We start from the raw sequence: 19,540 nt of genomic DNA on the forward strand, positions 1-19,540 counted from the left end.
CTTAAAGATAACTTTGGTAGCTAAGCACTAGAAAGATGATACATTGCGTCATACTATGATATACATATGCTGCTAATAAATTTTGTTGTGACCATCTATATATGATAACAGCACCTATAGGAATAAGGCTGTAAATTCCAATTTCCAGAACAGAATGATAATAATAGGAATGAGCTACAACATCGGCAATGATGCTGAATATCATGGCTACTACCATGGGTATGCACTTCGCTAATTCGTGTATGAATAAATGGCGAAAAATCAGTTCTTCAACCAACGGCCTTAAGACAACCATCGATACCCAGACAAATGGTAATGCGTGAGGATGCGTAAACATACCAGATAAGTACTGCTCAGATTGACTGTGTTGAAACCCCCAAGGTTGGTTAAGATGATGTGCTATACATTGACCGCCATAATAAGCCAATAATGTTAAACAACTTACAATGACGATTGGCCATAGCATAGGTTTGATATCACTACTTAAACGTTGATAAATTGTTCTTAATTTCTGCTGATACAAGAAGAAAAAGCATTTCAACGTCACAATTTCCGCAACAATGAAACTCAATGTTAATGCAATGGGATAAATAACTTGTGTTGGTTTATCTTGTGTTAATACCGCCCAGATACCATAGACGCCAAATACTATGATGATAGGCATGAGAACCTTTAAGAAGACATAAACTGGAATTACCCAAAACAATCGTTTCTTTACGTGCGCATCAATGGGTTGTCGTGTATTATATGTATTTAATGTCTGCATAGGTCACCTCATTCATTTGAAGCTATCACATGGCTACCAACATCGTGCTGATACCATGCTCCGCGTATTGTTCACATTTCACTTTACCATGTTCCTTAAATTATGAAAATGTTAATTATTTTGACATTAAAAAATAAGTAAATCAATTTTAAAAAATAGACAGTCACTATATTTCTCATATGTCATATTTAAACGTTGTACTACTTTTATGCTTAATGATCATTAACTTGTATCCTTATATTAGTGGAACATTACATTGTTTTTCCATATAAATAATGTACAATAATCATTACAGAGATAACGGGGGGATAAAGAATGATATTAACAACAATGCAATTTATTGTAAATGTTATTATAGTAAGCTGTCTATTATTCGTTGTTTTATTAGGGCTGTGGTTACTCTTTAAAGACAAACATCAGAAACAACATAGCGTATTAAGGAACTTCCCTTTATTAGGAAGAATTCGTTATTTTTCAGAAAAAATTGGTCCCGAAATGCGTCAATACTTATATGCTAATGATACCGAAGGCAAGCCGTTCTCACGTGTCGACTATAAAAATATTGTTATTGCCGGAAAATATAACTCAAGAATGACCAGTTTTGGTACGTTGAAGCACTATGAACATGGGTTTTACATACAAAATGCAATGTTTCCATTACAGTCAACTGAACTAGTTATTGATAACCAACATATGATTTCTACATTTATTTATCAAGTTGATAATGAGCGGTTATTTAAACGAGACGAACATCGCAAACCAGCTGATATTAAACCATTTCAACTTGATGATCAGCATGCTGTCGTCATCGGCAATGATTTAGCACATCCGTTCATCGTTAAACGTTTAGTTGGACAATCTGGCATGAGTTATGGTGCATTAGGTCAACGTGCCATAACAGCACTATCTCAGGGGTTAGCACGTGCTGGCACATGGATGAACACAGGTGAAGGTGGCTTATCTGATTATCATTTGTCCGGTGGTGGGGATATTATTTTTCAAATAGGACCTGGCCTTTTTGGTGTCCGTGATCAAGAGGGAAATTTTAGTAAAGATGAATTTGTAAAATTAGTGAATCAATCGGCAATCAAAGCATTTGAGCTTAAACTTGCACAAGGTGCCAAGACCCGTGGCGGTCATATGGAAGGAAATAAAGTGACTGAAGAGATTGCACAAATACGCAATGTCAAACCGTTTCAAACAATTAATTCACCAAACCGTTTTAACTTTATTTCAAATGCAGCAGAATTAATCACTTTTGTTGATGAACTTAAACAGCTTGGACAAAAACCAGTTGGCTTTAAAATTGTAGTGAGTCATGTTGATGAAATTGAAATATTAGTGAAAGAAATGATACGTTTAGATAAGTATCCTAGTTTTATTACTGTTGATGGTGGCGAAGGTGGTACGGGCGCTACTTTTCAAGAATTACAAGATGGCGTTGGCCTACCATTATTTACAGCACTTCCTATTGTGTCTGGCATGCTTGAACGCTATGGTATACGGGATAAAATTAAGATTTTTGCTTCAGGTAAGCTAATCACACCCGACAAAATCGCCATTGCACTCGGATTAGGCGCTGATTTAGTTAATATTGCTCGAGGCATGATGATTAGTGTCGGCTGCATTATGAGTCAACAATGTCACCTCAACACATGTCCAGTAGGTGTTGCTACGACAGATCCTAAAAAGGAAAAAGCGCTCATTGTAGAAGAAAAAACATTTCGCGTAACCAATTACATCACAAGTCTACATGAAGGCTTATACAACATCGCAGCAGCAGTTGGTGTTAACAATCCAACAAATATCACAGCACAACACATCATACATCAACAACAAAATGGCACGTTACAAAGCATAGACACATACAAACTTAAACTTCTGGAGCCATAAGTTAAGAAGCGTTAAACATTTCTTTTTACAACATGTAATAAGCGTTAGTAAGTCTCACAATAAAATATAAACAAAGCCAAAAATAAAGGAGCGGGACAGAATTCATTATGAATTCGTAGTCCCGCCCCGGCAAGATTGACTCGGATTGAAAAAGCTTGGTATACGCATATTTTCAATCCAGTCAACGACTGCCAATATATGGCATTCATAGCCTAAAACATAATGATGTCCCAGGCTCATAGTTATTACTGAATTATATTTCTACTTTAAAATCCACAACTTGTGGCATGTTATTTAAATTGTGGTGCGTTAGATAATCGATTAATAGCTGTGCACCCTCCACTTGTATATCTTTAACCACCTTTGCTTCTGCAAACATGTTATAATCACCGCCACCTACAGCACGATAATTGTTTACACAAACGGTATAGATCTTATCTTCGACTAATGGCTGTCCTTCCACTTTAATATCATGCACGCGATGCCCCATAGGCTCTCTCACTTTAATATTATATGATACGCCTCCAAATATGTCATAGTTATAATGTTGCGGTTTAGGATTTAAAAACGTGTCATTAATACCTACATCCCCGCTGTCCGTAAGATCAAAATAGCGTGCTGATTGTTCTAATGCTTCACGAATGCCCTTACCCGTCATCTCTAATACTTTAAACGTATTTGGAAACGGATAGTTATTGATAATATCACGCATTGTAATGGTCTTATCAAAGCCAGTCGCAGAATCAAATAATGCCGTACTTGCTATTTGAGCGCCGCTTGTTTGTAATAATGCATGTAGTAACACATTAATAAAAGGGTGCGGTGCAATTCTTGCAGTAAATGGCTCGTCAACAATCATATTCTGCTGAATTTCAGCAATCGGCGTATCTAACCACGTGTCCACATCACTCATTAATTGACTATCTTTATCGATTAATTTAAAAGCGCTGTCATCGTGCACTGGCAACAGTTCACTTGTACGCTGAACCAATTGTCTTCGATCATTGAATGTTAGCGTAACTTTACCAATTTGTGTCGCACGTGTTCCTGGTTGTAGAATAACTGTATCGTGCTTGATAGCAGCAATTTCACGGTGTTGATGCCCCGTAATAAGCACGTCAATGTCCGACCCAAAGCGCTGCAATATCTCAGACGCTTCATTTTCTCCAGTTAATACTTCAGTTGGTTGATACGTGTCAATGTTACGTTCAAAGCCCCCATGATAACTAACAACCACGATATCAGCCTGTTCACGTACTTGAGGTAATATGTCCTCTAACGTTTGAACTGCACTATTAAATGTTAAGTGTTGAATATACTCTGGTCGTTCCCAATGTGGAATATATTGTGTCGTTAAACCAATAATACCAATATTGTATCCTTGCTTCTTAATATACATGATTCCTTGTTCTGTTAATGGTTTATTATCTTTTAAAATATTGGCACAAAGGATTGGATAATTTAAGCGATTGATACTTTGAGTTAAATAGTTAAGACCATAGTTAAATTCATGGTTTCCTAATGTACCAAAGTCAAAACCAATACGATTATAGATATCCGTCAATGGCTTGCTAGAATGTATATGTGTAGCAAGGTAATGACAAAAAGGTGAACCTTGTAAAAAATCACCATTATCTATTTTAAAGCTAGCATCATAGCGCTGACAATCTTGTTCAATTATGTGGTTCGCCAATAATAGCCCCATCGGTTTATAACCTTTTGTCTGTTTAAAATCTGTTGGGAAAATATAACCATGTATATCACTTAAAATGTAAAATGCAAGTTGTGTCATCGCATGTTGTCCTCCATTACTTCAATTTTTCAGTTTTAAGGGTTTTATCTCCTTGCTTTAACCGTATATTAGCCCCTTTTAAAGACTCCGTTACCTTTGCTGAAATCGTCACTGAAGCTGTGCCATCTTTATTGACTTTAATGGTTGGAAGTGAACCATAGCCGATATTACTATATGATTTACCATCCGTTGAAAATTGACCGATTTGTTTACCACCATCTTGATAAATTCCTAATTTCAAATTATCTAATGATTGGTTAGCCGGTAATTGTGACAAATTAATCGTGATGTTAAATGGCATGTTAGCTTGCACATCTTTAGGAATAGCAAAGGCTACATTTTGCACAGCCGGTTGGTCTCCTGGTTGTTTATCACCATCATCTTTAGTAGATTTTGTACTGCCATAACTACCAGGCGCAAACGTTGATCGATCGTACCAATGATAACCTTCAGGTGGTTGTGACCATGGTTCTTTTTGCGGTTCTGTTGAATTTTGTGGCTGTTCAAAATCATGTAACACAGTCGCTTTATCTAATTTTACACCACTTTTAGCTAAATTCGGTGTTGCTTCTTTCTTACTTAACCAAGAAGTTAAGTTATTCAACAATTGTGCGTTATCTTCTTCTTTAAAACCATCATACGTTTTCTTTGTTTTACCCGTGTCTTCACGTAAATATTTTGGAGAACTATCTTCTACCAATGAGGAGTCTCCAATAAAGGCAGCTTTTCCTTTACCTACCTTTGCAATAGCAATATAGGCACCTTCAGCTTTACCTCCACCATTATAAACACCTTGGTCAACTGCATGACTCCATTTCGCATTGTTACCTAAGTGATCAGGTGTGTATACAATTCCTTTTGCTTTTTTAGGATCTGTAATAGCAAGTGTTGAACCAGCATGCATAGACACAGATTTAACGCCTTTAGTAATGCCAAAACTTTCATCGCTTGAGACAAGATTAGATGTATTCAAATCCCCTAAAGCATTATAACGGAAACGCACACCAAAATTTTGGGCTAACCAGTCTGAGCTTGAAACACCTGCCATTGCTTTAGATTGTTTCTCTCCTTGATCCATATCCTTGGTCATATCCGCATAGGCACCACGACGATAGCCATTCATAGCTTCAGAAGAATCAATGCGGTTTAAATTTCTATCTGCATTGTAATGGTCTGAGATAAAAATGATACTTCCACCATGATTTACAAAATTCACAATGGCTTGTTGTTCAGTCGTCTTAAATGGAATATTCGCTTCTGGTATGACTAAAATATCACTATTTTTTAATGACTCTTGACTAATATTTGCTTCCCCATCTAGTGATTTAACAGCAAAACCTTGTTTCTTCATTGAATCCGCATAATCAGAAAAACCACCATCAATAACCCAATCAGCCGCGCCAGCAGTTTGTCCATGAGAATTATCAAATAGAACTGTGCGTGAAGCTGTATTCGTTTCAGCTGCTTGTGTAGATGGAAACATGGATAATGCTAATGCTGAGGCAACTATAGTAGAGCTTACAACTTTTATCATTTTCATACTTGTCTAACTCCTTTTATTAACTTATTTTCACACACCAGCAGTATATTAAAAATCACACACAAACGGGTTACTATTAATGATATTTTATATATCTTTACCGATTTTAAATAATTTTTATTTAATTTTAACAAAAAGTTAACGAAATCTACACATAACATATAGTATAGTGTGCTACTCTATAATTGTCGATATTAAAGACATAGATACATATTGCAAAATAGTGAATGGGGGCAATGTTATTATATGAAACACGTTAAATATCTTCTACTACTCGTGTTATCGGTGGTTATCTTTGCAGCTGCTTGTGGAGGTAACAGTTCTTTAGATAACAATTCCAAAAGTTCCAACTCAGAATCAGGCAAAGGTAACTACAAACCAAAAGAATTAACGGTCCAATTTGTACCATCTCAAAATGCGGATAAATTAGAAGCAAAAGCAAAACCACTTGAAAAGCTACTATCCAAAGAATTAGACATTCCAGTAAAAGTATCCGTATCTACAAACTACAACACGATTGTTGAAGCGATGAAATCGAAAAAAGTCGATGTTGGTTTCTTACCACCAACCGCATACACATTAGCACATGATCAGAAAGCTGCTGACTTGTTATTACAAGCACAACGCTTTGGTGTGAACAAAGATGGATCACCTACGAAAAAGCTTGTTAAGGACTACAAATCAGAAATCTTAGTTAAAAAAGATTCAGGCATTAAAAGCTTAAAAGACTTAAAAGGGAAAAAAATTGCATTACAAGACGTCACATCTACAGCTGGTTATACTTTCCCAATTGCTACATTGAAAGAAAAAGCTGGTATTGACGCAACAAAAGATATGAAAATCGTCAATATGAAAGGTCATGACCAATCGATTATTTCATTATTAAATGGCGATGTGGATGCTGCAGCAGTATTCCAAGATGCACGTAATGTCGTTAAAAAAGACCAACCAAATGTATTCAAAGATACAAAGATTTTAGAATTAACAAAACCAATTCCAAACGATACAATTTCAGTTAGACCAGATATGGATAAAGATTTCCAAAAAAAATTGAAAAAAGCATTTAAAGATATCTCAAAAACTAAAGAAGGTCATAAAATCATCAGTGAAGTATATTCACATGAAGGATATACAGATGCGAAAGATTCTGACTTCGATATTGTTAGAGAATACGAGAAAAAAGTAAAAGATATGCAATAATTGGTTGTTATTTTCTACTGAATCATAGATAAAGAACGTCAATTGAAAAGCTAAGCCAAATTTTGGCATAGCTTTTCTTTATAACTTTATACAAAGTGAACCTTATTAGAGAAAGGTGTTATAACATGAGTCAAATAGAGTTTAAAGATGTGAGCAAAGTCTATCCGAATGGACATGTCGGCTTGAAAGATATTAATTTAAATATCGAAAAAGGAGATTTTGCAGTCATCGTTGGATTATCAGGCGCAGGTAAATCTACACTACTACGTTCTGTCAATCGCCTACATGATGTCACATCAGGGGATATTACAATTGAAGGAAAATCAATTACACAAGCAAAAGGAAAATCACTACTGTTGATGCGTCGTAATATCGGCATGATATTTCAACATTTTAACTTAGTAAAACGCTCTACCGTATTGCGTAACGTCTTAAGTGGCCGAGTTGGTTATCATCCTACCTGGAAAATGATTTTAGGCCTATTTCCTAAAGAAGATAAAATAAAAGCAATGGATGCATTAGAACGCGTCAATATTTTGGATAAATTTGATCAACGCTCGGATGAACTATCAGGTGGTCAACAACAACGTATTTCGATTGCGCGCGCGCTCGCCCAAGAACCTTCTATCATTCTAGCGGATGAACCAGTTGCTTCACTTGACCCACTGACAACAAAGCAAGTAATGGATGATTTAAAGAAAATCAATGAAGAATTAGGTATTACAATTTTAATTAATCTTCACTTTGTCGATTTAGCGCTAGAATATGGTACGAGAATTATAGGGTTGCGCGATGGTGAACTCGTATATGATGGTCCCGCTGAAGAAGCCACTGAAGAAGTATTTAATGAAATCTATGGTCGTCAATTAAAAGCCGACGAAAAGCTAGGAGTGAATTAAAATGACATCTCCTGCTACATCTACAAACAAATATGATAAATATTTAAACAAAAAACTATCATTAAAGACAAGCTTTTCTATACTAATCGTTGCCGTCTTAGTCATTTGGAGTTTCGTGTATACGGGCTTTAGCTTCTCAGATTTAATGGTGGGTGTACCTCAAATCGGAGACTTTTTCAAACAAATGTTTCCACCTGAATGGAGTTATTTAAAAGCAATTTGGCAACCAATGTTAGATACGATTCGCATGGCAATCGTTGGGACATTTTTAGGTGCTATCGTTTCTGTTCCTATCGCATTAATTTGTGCCAGTAATATTATCCGTACAAAATGGATTACCATTCCTGCACGATTTATTTTGAACATTGTTCGAACAATACCTGATTTATTATTAGCTGCTATCTTTGTTGCTGTATTTGGTATTGGCCAAATTCCAGGGGTACTTGCCCTATTCATCTTAACAATTTGTGTTATAGCCAAGTTATTATACGAAGCAATTGAAACCATTGAACCTGGCCCAATGGAAGCCATGACTGCAGTTGGCGCAAATAAAACTAAATGGATTGTTTTTGGCGTCGTGCCACAAATTATTTCTACATATTTTTCATATGTATTATTTGCATTTGAAATTAATATTCGCGCTTCTGCTGTATTAGGACTGGTTGGCGCAGGTGGTATTGGCTTGTTCTATGACTCAACACTCGGCTTATTCCAGTACCCTCGTACAGCTATGATTATTTTATTCACTTTAGTCATTGTTGTTATTATTGACTATGTGAGTTCGAAAGTGAGGGAACAACTCGCATGACACACGAGCCACAAACTTTTCAATCACCTAAATATAATTTAAGCACTAAGAGACAAAAGCAACGTGTGATTAAACGCTGGGTTATCGCCATCGTGGTTGCCCTCATTGTGATATGGGGATTTGCTGGTATGCCAGCCCTTGAATTGAAAAGCAAATCTGTAGAAATCTTAAAAGCAATTTTTTCAGGATTATTCCATCCAGATTTAGGATATATTTATATACCTGAAGGAGAAGATTTATTACGCGGTCTGCTAGAAACCTTTGCCATTGCTGTCATTGGTACTTTTATTGCGGCAATTATTTGTATTCCATTCGCATTTTTAGGAGCCAATAACTTAGTCAAACTACGACCAGTGACAGGCACAACGAAATTTATTTTAAGTGTTATTCGTGTCTTCCCTGAAATTGTCATGGCACTCATCTTTATTAAAGCTGTAGGGCCTGGCTCCTTCTCTGGGGTTCTTGCTTTAGGTATTCACTCAGTTGGAATGCTAGGAAAACTCTTTGTAGAAGACATTGAAAGCTTAGATTTCACTTCTGTGGAGTCATTAAAGGCAAGCGGTGCTAATAAGACAAAGACATTAGTATTTGCTGTTATACCACAAATATTACCGTCATTTTTATCATTAATTCTGTATCGTTTTGAGCTTAATTTGCGTTCAGCATCAATTTTAGGATTAATTGGTGCAGGCGGTATTGGTACACCATTAATCTTTGCTTTACAAACACGATCTTGGGATCGTGTTGGAATCATTTTAATTGGCTTAGTGATAATGGTTGCGATTGTTGATTTAATCTCCGGCGCAATCCGTAAACGAATTGTATAACTTAAAACATTGATCATATCAAGCTGGAACATAATTTCCAAGGTAATAGCACAAAGATGGTTTAAAATTAAAAATCATCTTTGTGCTTTCTTTATATTTAATACTCCTTATTTTTAGGCTCTACGTCAAAATTGTTGGCTCACCTTCTTAGGGGACAGCTTCAGCTTGTCCTGTTCCCACAGGAGTCTCGCCAAAATACGTCATATTTATATGTAATTTTACATCAACATACTTTTAAAAAATAAGGCATTTTCGTATAATTTAATAAATACCACTAAGCGAAATGAACGAAAACCCTTATGAATGATTCTAATAGGACGCAACATATACTATTAATAAAAACTCAATTTGAATACATTCAAATGATATATGTATTTTGATGTTTCTTTTTTGTCCGAAACATTTTTCTTTCTAATCTATACTTAAGTTTTAAATTCTTACAAAATAAGTTGGAATTAGTATAAGTGTGCGTTATAATAATGATGTTCTTAATTATCTGAATATTCTAATAATAAATGGAGATCCTTCTATGACAAACCAAAATTGGCATTTTGAAACTCAAACGATACATGCCGGACAAGAGATTGACGATTTTTCAAAATCACGTGCAGTACCTATTTATCAAACATCTAGTTATGTCTTTGATAATACACAACATGCCCAAGATTTATTCGCATTAGCACAACCTGGCAATATTTACACACGTATTATGAACCCAACCCAAAATGTATTCGAAGAACGCGTTGCAGCGCTTGAGGGTGGTATTGGCGCACTGGCTACATCGTCAGGCCAAGCTGCAATTACATTGGCACTATTAAATATTGTCAATGCTGGTGATGAAATCGTTGCTTCATCTAACCTTTACGGTGGTTCATACAACTTATTAAATGTCACTTTTAAAAAGCTTGGCATTACGGTCCATTTTGTTGACCCTGACCACCCTGAAAACTTTGCAGCACAAATTAATGACAACACAAAAGCAATATATGCTGAAACGATGGGTAATCCTAAAATTGATGTATTAGATATTACAGCAGTCGCTGATGTCGCACACCAACATGGCATCCCACTAATTATTGATAATACATTCGCCTCACCATATTTATGCCGACCTTTTGAATTTGGTGCGGACATCGTGATACATTCAGCTACAAAATTTATTGGCGGTCATGGTACGTCTATTGGTGGTATTATTGTAGATAGTGGCAAATTTAATTGGGACAATGGTAAATTCCCTGGTTTAGTTGAACCAGATGAAAGTTATCACGGTGTTTCTTATACAAAAGATGTAGGTGAAGCTGCTTATATTACAAAAGCACGTGTCCAACTTTTACGTGATTTAGGCTCAGCCGTATCACCTTACAATGTGCATGAATTCTTAATTGGTTTAGAGACTTTGCATTTACGCATGGAACGTCACTCCGCAAATGCACTCAAAGTCGCACAATTTTTAGATCAACATCCTAAAGTAACTTGGGTAAATTATCCTGGTTTAGTTAATAACAAATATCATGCTTTGGCAGAAAAATATTTACCTAAAGGTCAAGGCGCCATCTTAACATTTGGTGTTGATGGTAGCGTTGAAGATATTTCACGTTTTGTCGATGCATTAGATCTTTTCTCACTTTTAGCAAATGTGGGAGACTCTAAATCACTAGTTATTCATCCTGCAAGCACAACACATTTACAATTATCTGAGGAAGAACAACGCAAGTCAGGCGTATTACCTGAAATGGTTCGTTTATCAATTGGCACTGAAAATGCTGATGATATTATTAATGATTTAGCACAAGCATTAGAAACCGTTTAAGCATTAAAATATACTAAGGTTATCTATTATAAACGTTTTTGCCATAGATAATCTTAGTTTTTCTATTTATAATCTCTAAAAATATAATGTATAAGTTATATAAAAGACTCTCCAACATGTAAATTGCAAGAAATACACATGTTGGAGAGTCACTTTAAATTTGTTTTAATTTTATTTTAAATTGCCAAACGTCATTTAAGTACTTATCAAAAATAATATCTTTTTGAAATGCTTGATACATTTCTCTTTGTTGGGCCCACCCCAACTTGCGTTGTTCGCGGAAATGCTTGTCGCATTTCTTTTTGTTGGGGCCCCACCCCAACTTGCTTTGCCTGGTGAATTTCTTCTCGAAATTTTCTTTGTTGGCCCCTATTTGGTCATTTTGCTTTTTTCTTCGAAGCCTAGTTTTTTGAGGTATTTGACGCTGTTTTCCATGTTGACTTTGTGGTTGTTTTTGTCGTATGAAAATAAGTCGAAGTTGCGTTTTATTTTTTGGATATCTGCTTTGTTATAATCGATATCTACTTTTTCGTCTATTTTATCCCGCTCACTCGTTAAACGGTAGTCGACGCCTTTAGCATTTTCTAAAGCTTTGTGTTTCTTAAATAATGCTTTTCCTTCTTTTTCTGATAAGCCCATGTCATCATATTTTAAAGTGCTTATTGTTGATTGTGATATCACTTTATTATTTTTATAGGTTAATGAAGTAATGACATGCTTACCATCAATGTCCCCTTCATATGTCTTTGTGCGCTCTTTATCACATGCTGATAAAGTCACTATTGTAATAACAACAATGGCTATCATTGCTATAAACTTCTTCATACCTTCACCTGCTCATTTTTAGTTTATTTTATTATACCACTATATAAAAAATTTAGAACTTGTATGTAATGATTATTATGCATTTTTTGAAAATTCTATATACTTTTATTTTCTAAAACAAAACATGTTACAATGTAGTTATTCCAAGCTTAGGGGGTTATACATATGAAAGCGTCGATAGAATTATTAAAGACATTAACCGATGTTAATGGTATCGCTGGTCAAGAAATGCAAGTTAAAGAAACAATGAGAGATTATCTAAACCCAATTAGTGATAGTATCATTGAAGATCATTTGGGTGGCATTTTTGGTAAAAGAGAAGCTACGTATGGAACTAAGTCGATTATGTTAGCAGGTCATTTAGATGAAATTGGCTTTATTGTTACGAAAATTGATAATGAAGGCTTTATTAAGTTTCAACCCATTGGTGGCTGGTGGAGCCAAGTCATGCTATCGCAAAAAGTGACAATTACAACGGATCAAGGACAAGAAATACGAGGCATTATTGGATCTAAACCGCCCCATGTCCTTGAAGCTGAAGAGCGTAAAAAGGCTGTTGATATTAAAGACATGTTTATTGATATTGGTGCACGCAGCCGTGAAGATGTTGAGCAGCATGGTATCGAAGTAGGAAATATGATTACGCCATATAGTGAATTTGAAACATTAGCCAACAGTAAATATTTGACGGCCAAAGCATTTGATAATCGTTATGGCTGTGCTGTAGCAGTTGAAGTATTAAAAAACCTTAAAGATGAAAACCTTGGCATTAATCTGTACGCAGGTGCTACAGTCCAAGAAGAAGTAGGTTTACGTGGTGCTAAAGTGGCAGCTCAAACCATTAAACCCGATTTAGCTATCGCAGTTGATGTATGTGTGCCTTATGATATTCCTGGTATGTCGGGTCAAACAAGTGAAACCGCACTAGGTAATGGTCCTGTAGTAATTATGATGGATGCCTCAAGCATAGCTCATCAAGGCTTACGTCAACATATTAAAGAAGTTGCGAAAAAGCATTATATCAGTGTTCAATGGGATACTACAACAGGTGGTGGTACCGATGCCGGTAGTATTCACGTCGCAAATGAAGGCATTCCAACTATCACAATTGGTGTAGCCTTGCGTTACATGCATTCTAATGTCTCTGTTTTACATACAGATGATTATGAAAACTCAGTTCGACTTATTACTGAAATTGTTCGTTCTTTAAATGACGAGACCTATCAACAAATTGTGTGGTAAGTTACTTGGGTCAACACGTTTGACATCCTCATACGCTGTCAGACGTGTTTTTTCTAAAGTCATCTTCTTTTATATTGTTCCAAAGACCAATCATCTTTTAAAAGATTAAAATTAAATCATATTATTATGTGCTATTACACACGATAAGTAAAACAAATTATAAAATATCGGAATATTCGCTTATTTAGTTATTGTATTTGATATACTGGGTGTTATCTTAAAGGAGGATGATGACATGCCCTCAAGTGTGAAACGTAAAGAGAAAGCATCGTTTATCACAAGATTTTTAAATGGCGTGGAATGGGTTGGAAATAAACTTCCTGACCCTGCAGTGTTATTCTTTATGATGTGTGTACTATTAGCCGTAATGACTTGGGTCATTTCTTGGTTCAATGTATCAGTCAAACATCCTGGTAATGGCCATACGATTCATATAAAAAGCATCATCAGTACTGACGGTATTGCTATGATTATGAATGATGCCATTAAGAACTTTTCAGAATTTCCTGCGCTTGGACTCGTATTAGCTGTAATGATTGGTATTGGCGCAGCAGAAAAATCTGGCTACTTTGACAAGCTTTTAATATCAGTCGTTAATCATGCGTCTAAAAAGCTCATTCTGCCAACAATTATATTTATCGGTATTATGGGCAGTATTGCTGGTGATGCAACGACCGTCATTTTACCACCCTTAGCTGCAATGTTATTCATTAAAATTGGCTATCACCCTATTGCTGGTCTAGCCATGGCATATGCTTCTTCATTAGGTGGCTTTGGCGCAAACTTAATTATTGGCATGCAAGATGCATTAGTGTATGCATTTACAAATCCAGCCACTAAAATTGTGACAGATAAAGTGAACACCAATGTTGCTATGAATTGGTACTTTATTGCCGCAAGCGTCTTTATGCTTATACCTACGTTGTATTTTACAACAACAAAATTAGTAATACCGCACTTAGGTAAATACGATGATAGTAAGGCTGAGTTAGACGATACAGACCAACCTTCATCAACGGTTACACCGATTGAACAACGTGCATTACGTTGGGCAAATATCTCATTTATCGTTCTAGTTGTCGCATTAATTATCTGCGCTATTCCTGAAGGCAGCTGGTTGCGTAATCCAAAGACAGGTAGTCTCATCGATAATTCGCCATTGATTAATGGCGTAGGATTAGTGATACTCGTCATTTTCCTGATTCCTGGTGTAATATATGGCGTCCTTAGTAAACAAATCAAATCTACTAAAGATTTAGGAAAGATGATTTCTGATTCGTTAGCTACAATGAGTTCTTTTATTCTGATCGTGTTCTTTGCTGCACAATTGCTTGCTTTCTTAAAATGGAGTAATTTAGGTGTTATTGTGGCAGTTAAAGGCGCAAATTTATTACAAGGTCAACATGGTATCGTATTAATTATCGGTATTTTAATATTAAGCGGCTTGGTCAATATGGTGATTGGCAGTGCCTCTGCAAAATGGGGTATTCTGGCACCTATCTTTGTTCCGATGATGCTGTTAATTGGTTTTCATCCTGCGTTTACCCAGATGATTTATCGCGTTGGCGACTCTATTACCAATCCAATAACGCCAATGATGCCGTATATGCCTTTACTACTAACATATGCGCAAAAATACGATAAAAATATGAAACTCGGCTCCTTATTATCTAGCCTGATGCCATACACAATTGTCCTTTCCATTGTATGGACGCTCTTCCTCATTATTTGGTATTTACTAGGCGTTCCAGTAGGTCCTGGAGGTCCAATAAAAGCAAATTAGCAGTATAATCAGTTTGGACATAAATATAGAAAAAATTCGATAAGCAAGTTGCCTCCTTAGCGAGCCCATAACACAAAGTATGGATTATCAAAAAAGCACAAAGACGATTTTTTATTTCAAATCATCTTTGTGCTTTTATTTGTTGCCCCACCTCATTTTCAATTTGAAAATAATTATTCCGAGAAAGATACAATGAAATTCAACTAAAATTCCCACTAATTTATTATAAAAACAAGGATTTTAATGTAGAATAATAGTAAAGAGGGTAATCATAATTAATAGACTATCCAAAGGCAATAGGAGGATACAATGGAAGAACGCATCGGCTTAATTGACATAGGATCTAACACAATTAGATTAGTCATTTTTAAATTTAGCAAAACAGCTGGCTTGAATGAAATACTAAACATTAAAACACCGGCAAGACTAAGTCAATACTTAACATCTAAAAAGGAAATGAGCAAAGACGGTATTAAAGTGCTCATTGAAGCGCTTAAAAGCTTTAAAAAAGTTGCGCAAGAATTTAACGTTACCGAGTTACATCCGATTGCAACAGCAGCTATCCGTCAATCTAAAAATAAAAACGCCATCATCAAACAGGTCAAAAAAGAATTAAATATTGATATGAAAATCATTCCAGAACTAGATGAAGCCTATTATGGCTTTTATGCCATCACACATACAACAGAAATTGCTAACGGTGTATCCGTTGATATTGGTGGTGGTTCAACCGAAGTAACATTATTTAAAGATAAGGAATTAGTTGAATCACATAGTTTTCCTTTTGGTGTCGTTACACTTACACGTATGTTTTTTGAAAATAAAGCGCACAACAACAAATCAGCTATTAAAGATATGGAAAAATTCATCTCTTCACAATTTGATGAATTATCTTGGCTACAAGATAAAGAAGTAGCCCTTGTCGGTGTGGGTGGTTCTGCACGAAACGTGGCTCGTATTCATCAATCGGAACACTCCTATCCAATTGGTGGCGTACATAATTACACAATGTCTGATAATGATATTGAGGAAGTGCTAGATATCATACGCAAAAGTGACCGCGATGACTTAACTAATCTAGATGGACTGAGTCGTGACCGAGTTGATATTATTTTACCAGCTTTTTGCGTATTTAAAGCATTGTATAAAAAAGTAAACGCAACTCAATTTACATTTTCAAGAAATGGGTTACGTGAAGGCTACATCATTAAACAAATTCGTGACCGTTATACAGATGTTTTTGATAAATATAACGTTCGTAAAGAAGCTATCCATTTTCTTGCGAATGAATATCAAATTGAAGAAAGTAGCTCTGCGAGTCGACTTAAATTAGCTAAATCCCTATTATCACAGATCATGCAATATTCAGAGTTCAATTTAAGCGATAAAGAGCAACGATTGTTTGAAGAAGGCGCGTATATCTATTACTTAGGTAGCTTTATCGATTCAGATTCAAGCTCACCGCATAGCTATTATATTATTGCGAACTCAATGATTAATGGTTATACACATAAAGACCGTGTGAAACTAGCCCTACTTGCCAGCTTTAAAAATAAATCATTGCTAAAATTCTATTGTACTGAGACAAACTGGTTTGGAAATAAAGAGATCGATACCATTCAAATTCTTGGAGGCATTATTAAGTTTGTCAATGCACTCAATATTTCACACACAAGCTTTGTAGAAGATGTCTCATTGAAACCATTGAAAAAAGCTGAAGAAGATTTTGAACTCATCGTTTACCATAAAGGTGAACCTATTGCTGAAAAGTATCAGGCAATGCGCCAAAAAAAACATATAGAAAAAGTCTTAAAGGGTAAAGTTGCCATCACCTTTACAAAATATTAAAACTCTTATGCTATCTTTATGTTAGGTAAAACTGCCATAGCACGTACGTATATAACAAAAATTATGACTAAACGACAAGGTGTGTATAGACAATGCAAAATCAATTGGGAGAAAATAACATCAATTTACCGCAGTATTACAACAATCGAGAACTTAGCTGGTTAGATTTTAACTATCGTGTATTACAAGAAGCTTATGACGATAATAATCCTTTATTAGAAAAGTTAAATTTCATCTCTATCTTTAGCTCTAATTTAGATGAATTTTTTATGGTCCGGGTCGCTGGCTTAAAAGACCAAGTTAAAATGGGATATGATAAGCCTGAAAATAAAGCACAAATGACACCGCAAGAACAAGTTGATGCTATCCAAGAAAAGAATACCACATATGTTGATAAACAATATGAGCGCTATAATGAACTTATCGAAGAACTTCGACAATATGATATCGAAATGTCTCAACCTGAACAATTATCCAACCAACTATTAACTCGTCTTGAACAAGAGTTTAAGACAACCATATTGCCTACGCTTACACCTTTAGGTATTGATGCATATCATCCATTTCCAAAATTAAATAATAAAAGCTTAAATATCTTCGTTGATATTGATACGGAAGATGCGATAAATTCTGCTATTGTTCAAATTCCGTCATTAATACCTAGGTTCATTACACTCAATGAAGGTACAAAACAATATGTATTAATGGTTGAAGATGTGATTACTTATTTCATCAATTATCTATTCACGGGATACGAAGTTTTAAATACGTTTACATTCCGTATTACACGTAACGCCGATTTAACCATTCATGAGGATGGTGCTGAAGATTTACTTATCGAAATTGAACGTTTCTTGAAAGAACGTAAAAGTGGTTCAGCTGTGCGTTTAGAGGTTGACGGTCGCACCGCTAATTCAGACGATATTCCATGGCTCATTGATACGTTAGAAGTTGAGAACAATGACGTGTATTTTGTTAATGGACCACTCGATTTAACATTTTTATTTGGTTTGGTAGACCATTTATCACACAAATTAAAATTCTTAACTTATGAGCAATATACACCACAAGTACCGCGTTCTTTAGGTACTAATAATATTTATGAATTAGCTTTAAAACGCGATATTTTCTTCCATCATCCTTATGAATCATTTCAACCGATTGTCGACTTTATTCGCGAAGCTGCAGATGATCCTGATACAATTGCGATTAAACAAACATTGTACCGCGTAAGTAAAGATTCACCAATTATTAAAAGTTTAAAAGAAGCTGCCGAAAAAGGTAAACAAGTGACTGTACTTGTAGAATTAAAAGCGCGGTTTGATGAAGAAAATAATGTGCATTGGGCACGTATGTTAGAAGATGCTGGTTGTCATGTCATTTATGGTATGACACACTTAAAAACACATAGTAAAATTGCACTTGTAGTAAAACGTACTCATGGAACATTAACTTCATTCGTACATTTAGGTACAGGTAACTATAACGATAAAACAGCTAAACTCTATACAGATATGGGTATTATTACCACAAATAAAGAAATTGCGGAAGACGCGATTAATTTCTTTAATTATTTAAGTGGCTATTCCGTTAAGCCCGTATATAACAAATTAATCGTGGCACCATTTGATATTCGTGATGTCTTTATCGACCGTATCGACAAAGAAATTAAAAGTCACCACGAACATGGCAATGGCCATATTATCATGAAGATGAATTCATTAACTGATAAAGCGATCATCAAGAAATTGTTCGAAGCTTCTCAAGCAGGCGTTAAAATTCAGTTGATTATTCGTGGCATATGTTGTTTAAAACCTGGAATTCCTGGTATAAGTGAGAATATTGAAGTCGTTAGTATTGTAGGACGATTATTAGAACATTCTCGTATTTATTATTTCTATAATAATGGAGACCAACGTATTTATCTTTCTTCCGCTGACGTCATGACTCGGAATATGATTAAACGTGTTGAAATTTTATTCCCAGTTGAAGATAACGACATTGCCAAACGATTACTAGACTATATGAACTTACAATTATCAGACAATCAAAAGGGACGTTATCAAGATCAATATGGTCAATATCACTATATTAAAAACGATATGTCACCTTTAAATTCACAAGCCTATTTAATGCAAAAAGCAATTAAATATGGTAAACAATTAAAAAAGCTCGCGTCCCAGCCTTCAGGAGTTCCCGTCGTTTCTAAGCGAGGCGCTGGTTGGGTTAAGAAACTCCGTGATACCTTTAAACGATAATACAAACAGCATGGCATATAAATCCCAAAATAATAGCACAAAGATGGTT

Annotated in this window: 14 protein-coding genes; 10 read left to right on the top strand and 4 right to left on the bottom strand. The window is 35.4% G+C overall.

Translation table 11 applies throughout. The features are described 5' to 3' along the window. Nucleotide 1: 1 nt before the first annotated feature. The gene (locus tag HMPREF3267_RS10640; protein ID WP_070823877.1) at nt 2-766 is read right to left on the bottom strand and encodes a CPBP family intramembrane glutamic endopeptidase; all 765 of its coding nucleotides are present in this window, start codon (nt 764-766) and stop codon (nt 2-4) included. Nucleotides 767-1,081: 315 nt separating this feature from the next. On the opposite strand from HMPREF3267_RS10640, the gene HMPREF3267_RS10645 reads away from it, so the two are divergent. Then, nucleotides 1,082-2,659: an FMN-binding glutamate synthase family protein gene (locus HMPREF3267_RS10645; RefSeq protein ID WP_002478661.1), complete on the top strand. Its 1,578-nt coding sequence runs from the start codon at nt 1,082-1,084 to the stop codon at nt 2,657-2,659. 253 nt (nt 2,660-2,912) lie between these two features. Here the strand turns inward: HMPREF3267_RS10645 and HMPREF3267_RS10650 are convergent, their stop codons facing one another. Both HMPREF3267_RS10650 and HMPREF3267_RS10655 read right to left on the bottom strand, forming a co-directional pair. Next, the gene (locus HMPREF3267_RS10650) at nt 2,913-4,451 is read right to left on the bottom strand and encodes a bifunctional metallophosphatase/5'-nucleotidase (protein WP_070823878.1); all 1,539 of its coding nucleotides are present in this window, start codon (nt 4,449-4,451) and stop codon (nt 2,913-2,915) included. Between the two features lie 16 nt (nt 4,452-4,467). Continuing rightward, nucleotides 4,468-5,991: a hypothetical protein gene (locus tag HMPREF3267_RS10655; protein WP_062078078.1), complete on the bottom strand. Its 1,524-nt coding sequence runs from the start codon at nt 5,989-5,991 to the stop codon at nt 4,468-4,470. Between the two features lie 246 nt (nt 5,992-6,237). Here HMPREF3267_RS10655 and HMPREF3267_RS10660 point away from each other — a divergent pair, with 246 nt between their 5' ends. The 5 genes from HMPREF3267_RS10660 to HMPREF3267_RS10680 all read left to right on the top strand — a co-directional run bounded on the left by HMPREF3267_RS10660 (nt 6,238) and on the right by HMPREF3267_RS10680 (nt 11,535). Further along, entirely contained in the window at nt 6,238-7,191 is a 954-nt protein-coding gene (locus tag HMPREF3267_RS10660) for a phosphate/phosphite/phosphonate ABC transporter substrate-binding protein (protein WP_002460367.1), read from the top strand. Between the two features lie 125 nt (nt 7,192-7,316). Next, nucleotides 7,317-8,090, top strand: a complete 774-nt coding sequence (gene phnC / locus HMPREF3267_RS10665; protein WP_002460368.1) for a phosphonate ABC transporter ATP-binding protein — start codon at nt 7,317-7,319, stop codon at nt 8,088-8,090. 1 nt (nt 8,091) lies between these two features. Continuing rightward, entirely contained in the window at nt 8,092-8,898 is an 807-nt protein-coding gene (gene phnE / locus HMPREF3267_RS10670; RefSeq protein ID WP_002460370.1) for a phosphonate ABC transporter, permease protein PhnE, read from the top strand. After that, nucleotides 8,895-9,725: a phosphonate ABC transporter, permease protein PhnE gene (gene phnE, locus HMPREF3267_RS10675; protein WP_002478658.1), complete on the top strand. Its 831-nt coding sequence runs from the start codon at nt 8,895-8,897 to the stop codon at nt 9,723-9,725. The genes phnE (HMPREF3267_RS10670) and phnE (HMPREF3267_RS10675) overlap by 4 nt, the downstream gene beginning before the upstream one ends. 529 nt (nt 9,726-10,254) lie before the next feature. Then, entirely contained in the window at nt 10,255-11,535 is a 1,281-nt protein-coding gene (locus HMPREF3267_RS10680) for an O-acetylhomoserine aminocarboxypropyltransferase/cysteine synthase family protein (RefSeq protein WP_002492429.1), read from the top strand. Between the two features lie 369 nt (nt 11,536-11,904). Here HMPREF3267_RS10680 and HMPREF3267_RS10685 read toward each other — a convergent pair whose 3' ends face one another. Next, nucleotides 11,905-12,360, bottom strand: coding sequence for a DUF1307 domain-containing protein (locus tag HMPREF3267_RS10685; protein WP_002478656.1), 456 nt, complete (start codon nt 12,358-12,360; stop codon nt 11,905-11,907). 165 nt (nt 12,361-12,525) lie between these two features. Here HMPREF3267_RS10685 and HMPREF3267_RS10690 point away from each other — a divergent pair, with 165 nt between their 5' ends. The 4 genes from HMPREF3267_RS10690 to HMPREF3267_RS10705 all read left to right on the top strand — a co-directional run bounded on the left by HMPREF3267_RS10690 (nt 12,526) and on the right by HMPREF3267_RS10705 (nt 19,491). Further along, on the top strand, nt 12,526-13,602 hold the full coding sequence (locus HMPREF3267_RS10690) for a M42 family metallopeptidase (protein ID WP_070823879.1): 1,077 nt from the start codon (nt 12,526-12,528) through the stop codon (nt 13,600-13,602). A 235-nt stretch (nt 13,603-13,837) separates the two neighbouring features. After that, nucleotides 13,838-15,385 (top strand): AbgT family transporter, encoded by a 1,548-nt coding sequence (locus HMPREF3267_RS10695; RefSeq protein WP_062078080.1) that lies wholly within the window; start codon nt 13,838-13,840, stop codon nt 15,383-15,385. A 309-nt stretch (nt 15,386-15,694) separates the two neighbouring features. Next, entirely contained in the window at nt 15,695-17,233 is a 1,539-nt protein-coding gene (ppx, locus tag HMPREF3267_RS10700; protein ID WP_070823880.1) for an exopolyphosphatase, read from the top strand. 92 nt (nt 17,234-17,325) lie between these two features. Continuing rightward, nucleotides 17,326-19,491 carry an RNA degradosome polyphosphate kinase gene (locus HMPREF3267_RS10705; RefSeq protein ID WP_002478653.1) on the top strand — a complete coding sequence of 722 codons (2,166 nt, stop codon included), beginning with the start codon at nt 17,326-17,328 and terminating at the stop codon, nt 19,489-19,491. The last annotated feature ends 49 nt before the right edge of the window (nt 19,492-19,540 follow it).

Origin of the sequence: Staphylococcus sp. HMSC62D11, from assembly GCF_001839145.1 — a bacterium.
GTDB lineage: Bacteria > Bacillota > Bacilli > Staphylococcales > Staphylococcaceae > Staphylococcus > Staphylococcus lugdunensis.

Excerpts from the sequence above, each read along its gene's own strand:
- HMPREF3267_RS10640 (WP_070823877.1), bottom strand. The coding sequence starts at position 766 with ATGCAGACATTAAATACATATAATACACGACAACCCATTGATGCGCAC.
- HMPREF3267_RS10645 (WP_002478661.1), top strand. The coding sequence starts at position 1,082 with ATGATATTAACAACAATGCAATTTATTGTAAATGTTATTATAGTAAGC.
- HMPREF3267_RS10650 (WP_070823878.1), bottom strand. The coding sequence starts at position 4,451 with ATGACACAACTTGCATTTTACATTTTAAGTGATATACATGGTTATATT.
- HMPREF3267_RS10655 (WP_062078078.1), bottom strand. The coding sequence starts at position 5,991 with ATGAAAATGATAAAAGTTGTAAGCTCTACTATAGTTGCCTCAGCATTA.
- HMPREF3267_RS10660 (WP_002460367.1), top strand. The coding sequence starts at position 6,238 with ATGAAACACGTTAAATATCTTCTACTACTCGTGTTATCGGTGGTTATC.
- phnC (WP_002460368.1), top strand. The coding sequence starts at position 7,317 with ATGAGTCAAATAGAGTTTAAAGATGTGAGCAAAGTCTATCCGAATGGA.
- phnE (WP_002460370.1), top strand. The coding sequence starts at position 8,092 with ATGACATCTCCTGCTACATCTACAAACAAATATGATAAATATTTAAAC.
- phnE (WP_002478658.1), top strand. The coding sequence starts at position 8,895 with ATGACACACGAGCCACAAACTTTTCAATCACCTAAATATAATTTAAGC.
- HMPREF3267_RS10680 (WP_002492429.1), top strand. The coding sequence starts at position 10,255 with ATGACAAACCAAAATTGGCATTTTGAAACTCAAACGATACATGCCGGA.
- HMPREF3267_RS10685 (WP_002478656.1), bottom strand. The coding sequence starts at position 12,360 with ATGAAGAAGTTTATAGCAATGATAGCCATTGTTGTTATTACAATAGTG.
- HMPREF3267_RS10690 (WP_070823879.1), top strand. The coding sequence starts at position 12,526 with ATGAAAGCGTCGATAGAATTATTAAAGACATTAACCGATGTTAATGGT.
- HMPREF3267_RS10695 (WP_062078080.1), top strand. The coding sequence starts at position 13,838 with ATGCCCTCAAGTGTGAAACGTAAAGAGAAAGCATCGTTTATCACAAGA.
- ppx (WP_070823880.1), top strand. The coding sequence starts at position 15,695 with ATGGAAGAACGCATCGGCTTAATTGACATAGGATCTAACACAATTAGA.
- HMPREF3267_RS10705 (WP_002478653.1), top strand. The coding sequence starts at position 17,326 with ATGCAAAATCAATTGGGAGAAAATAACATCAATTTACCGCAGTATTAC.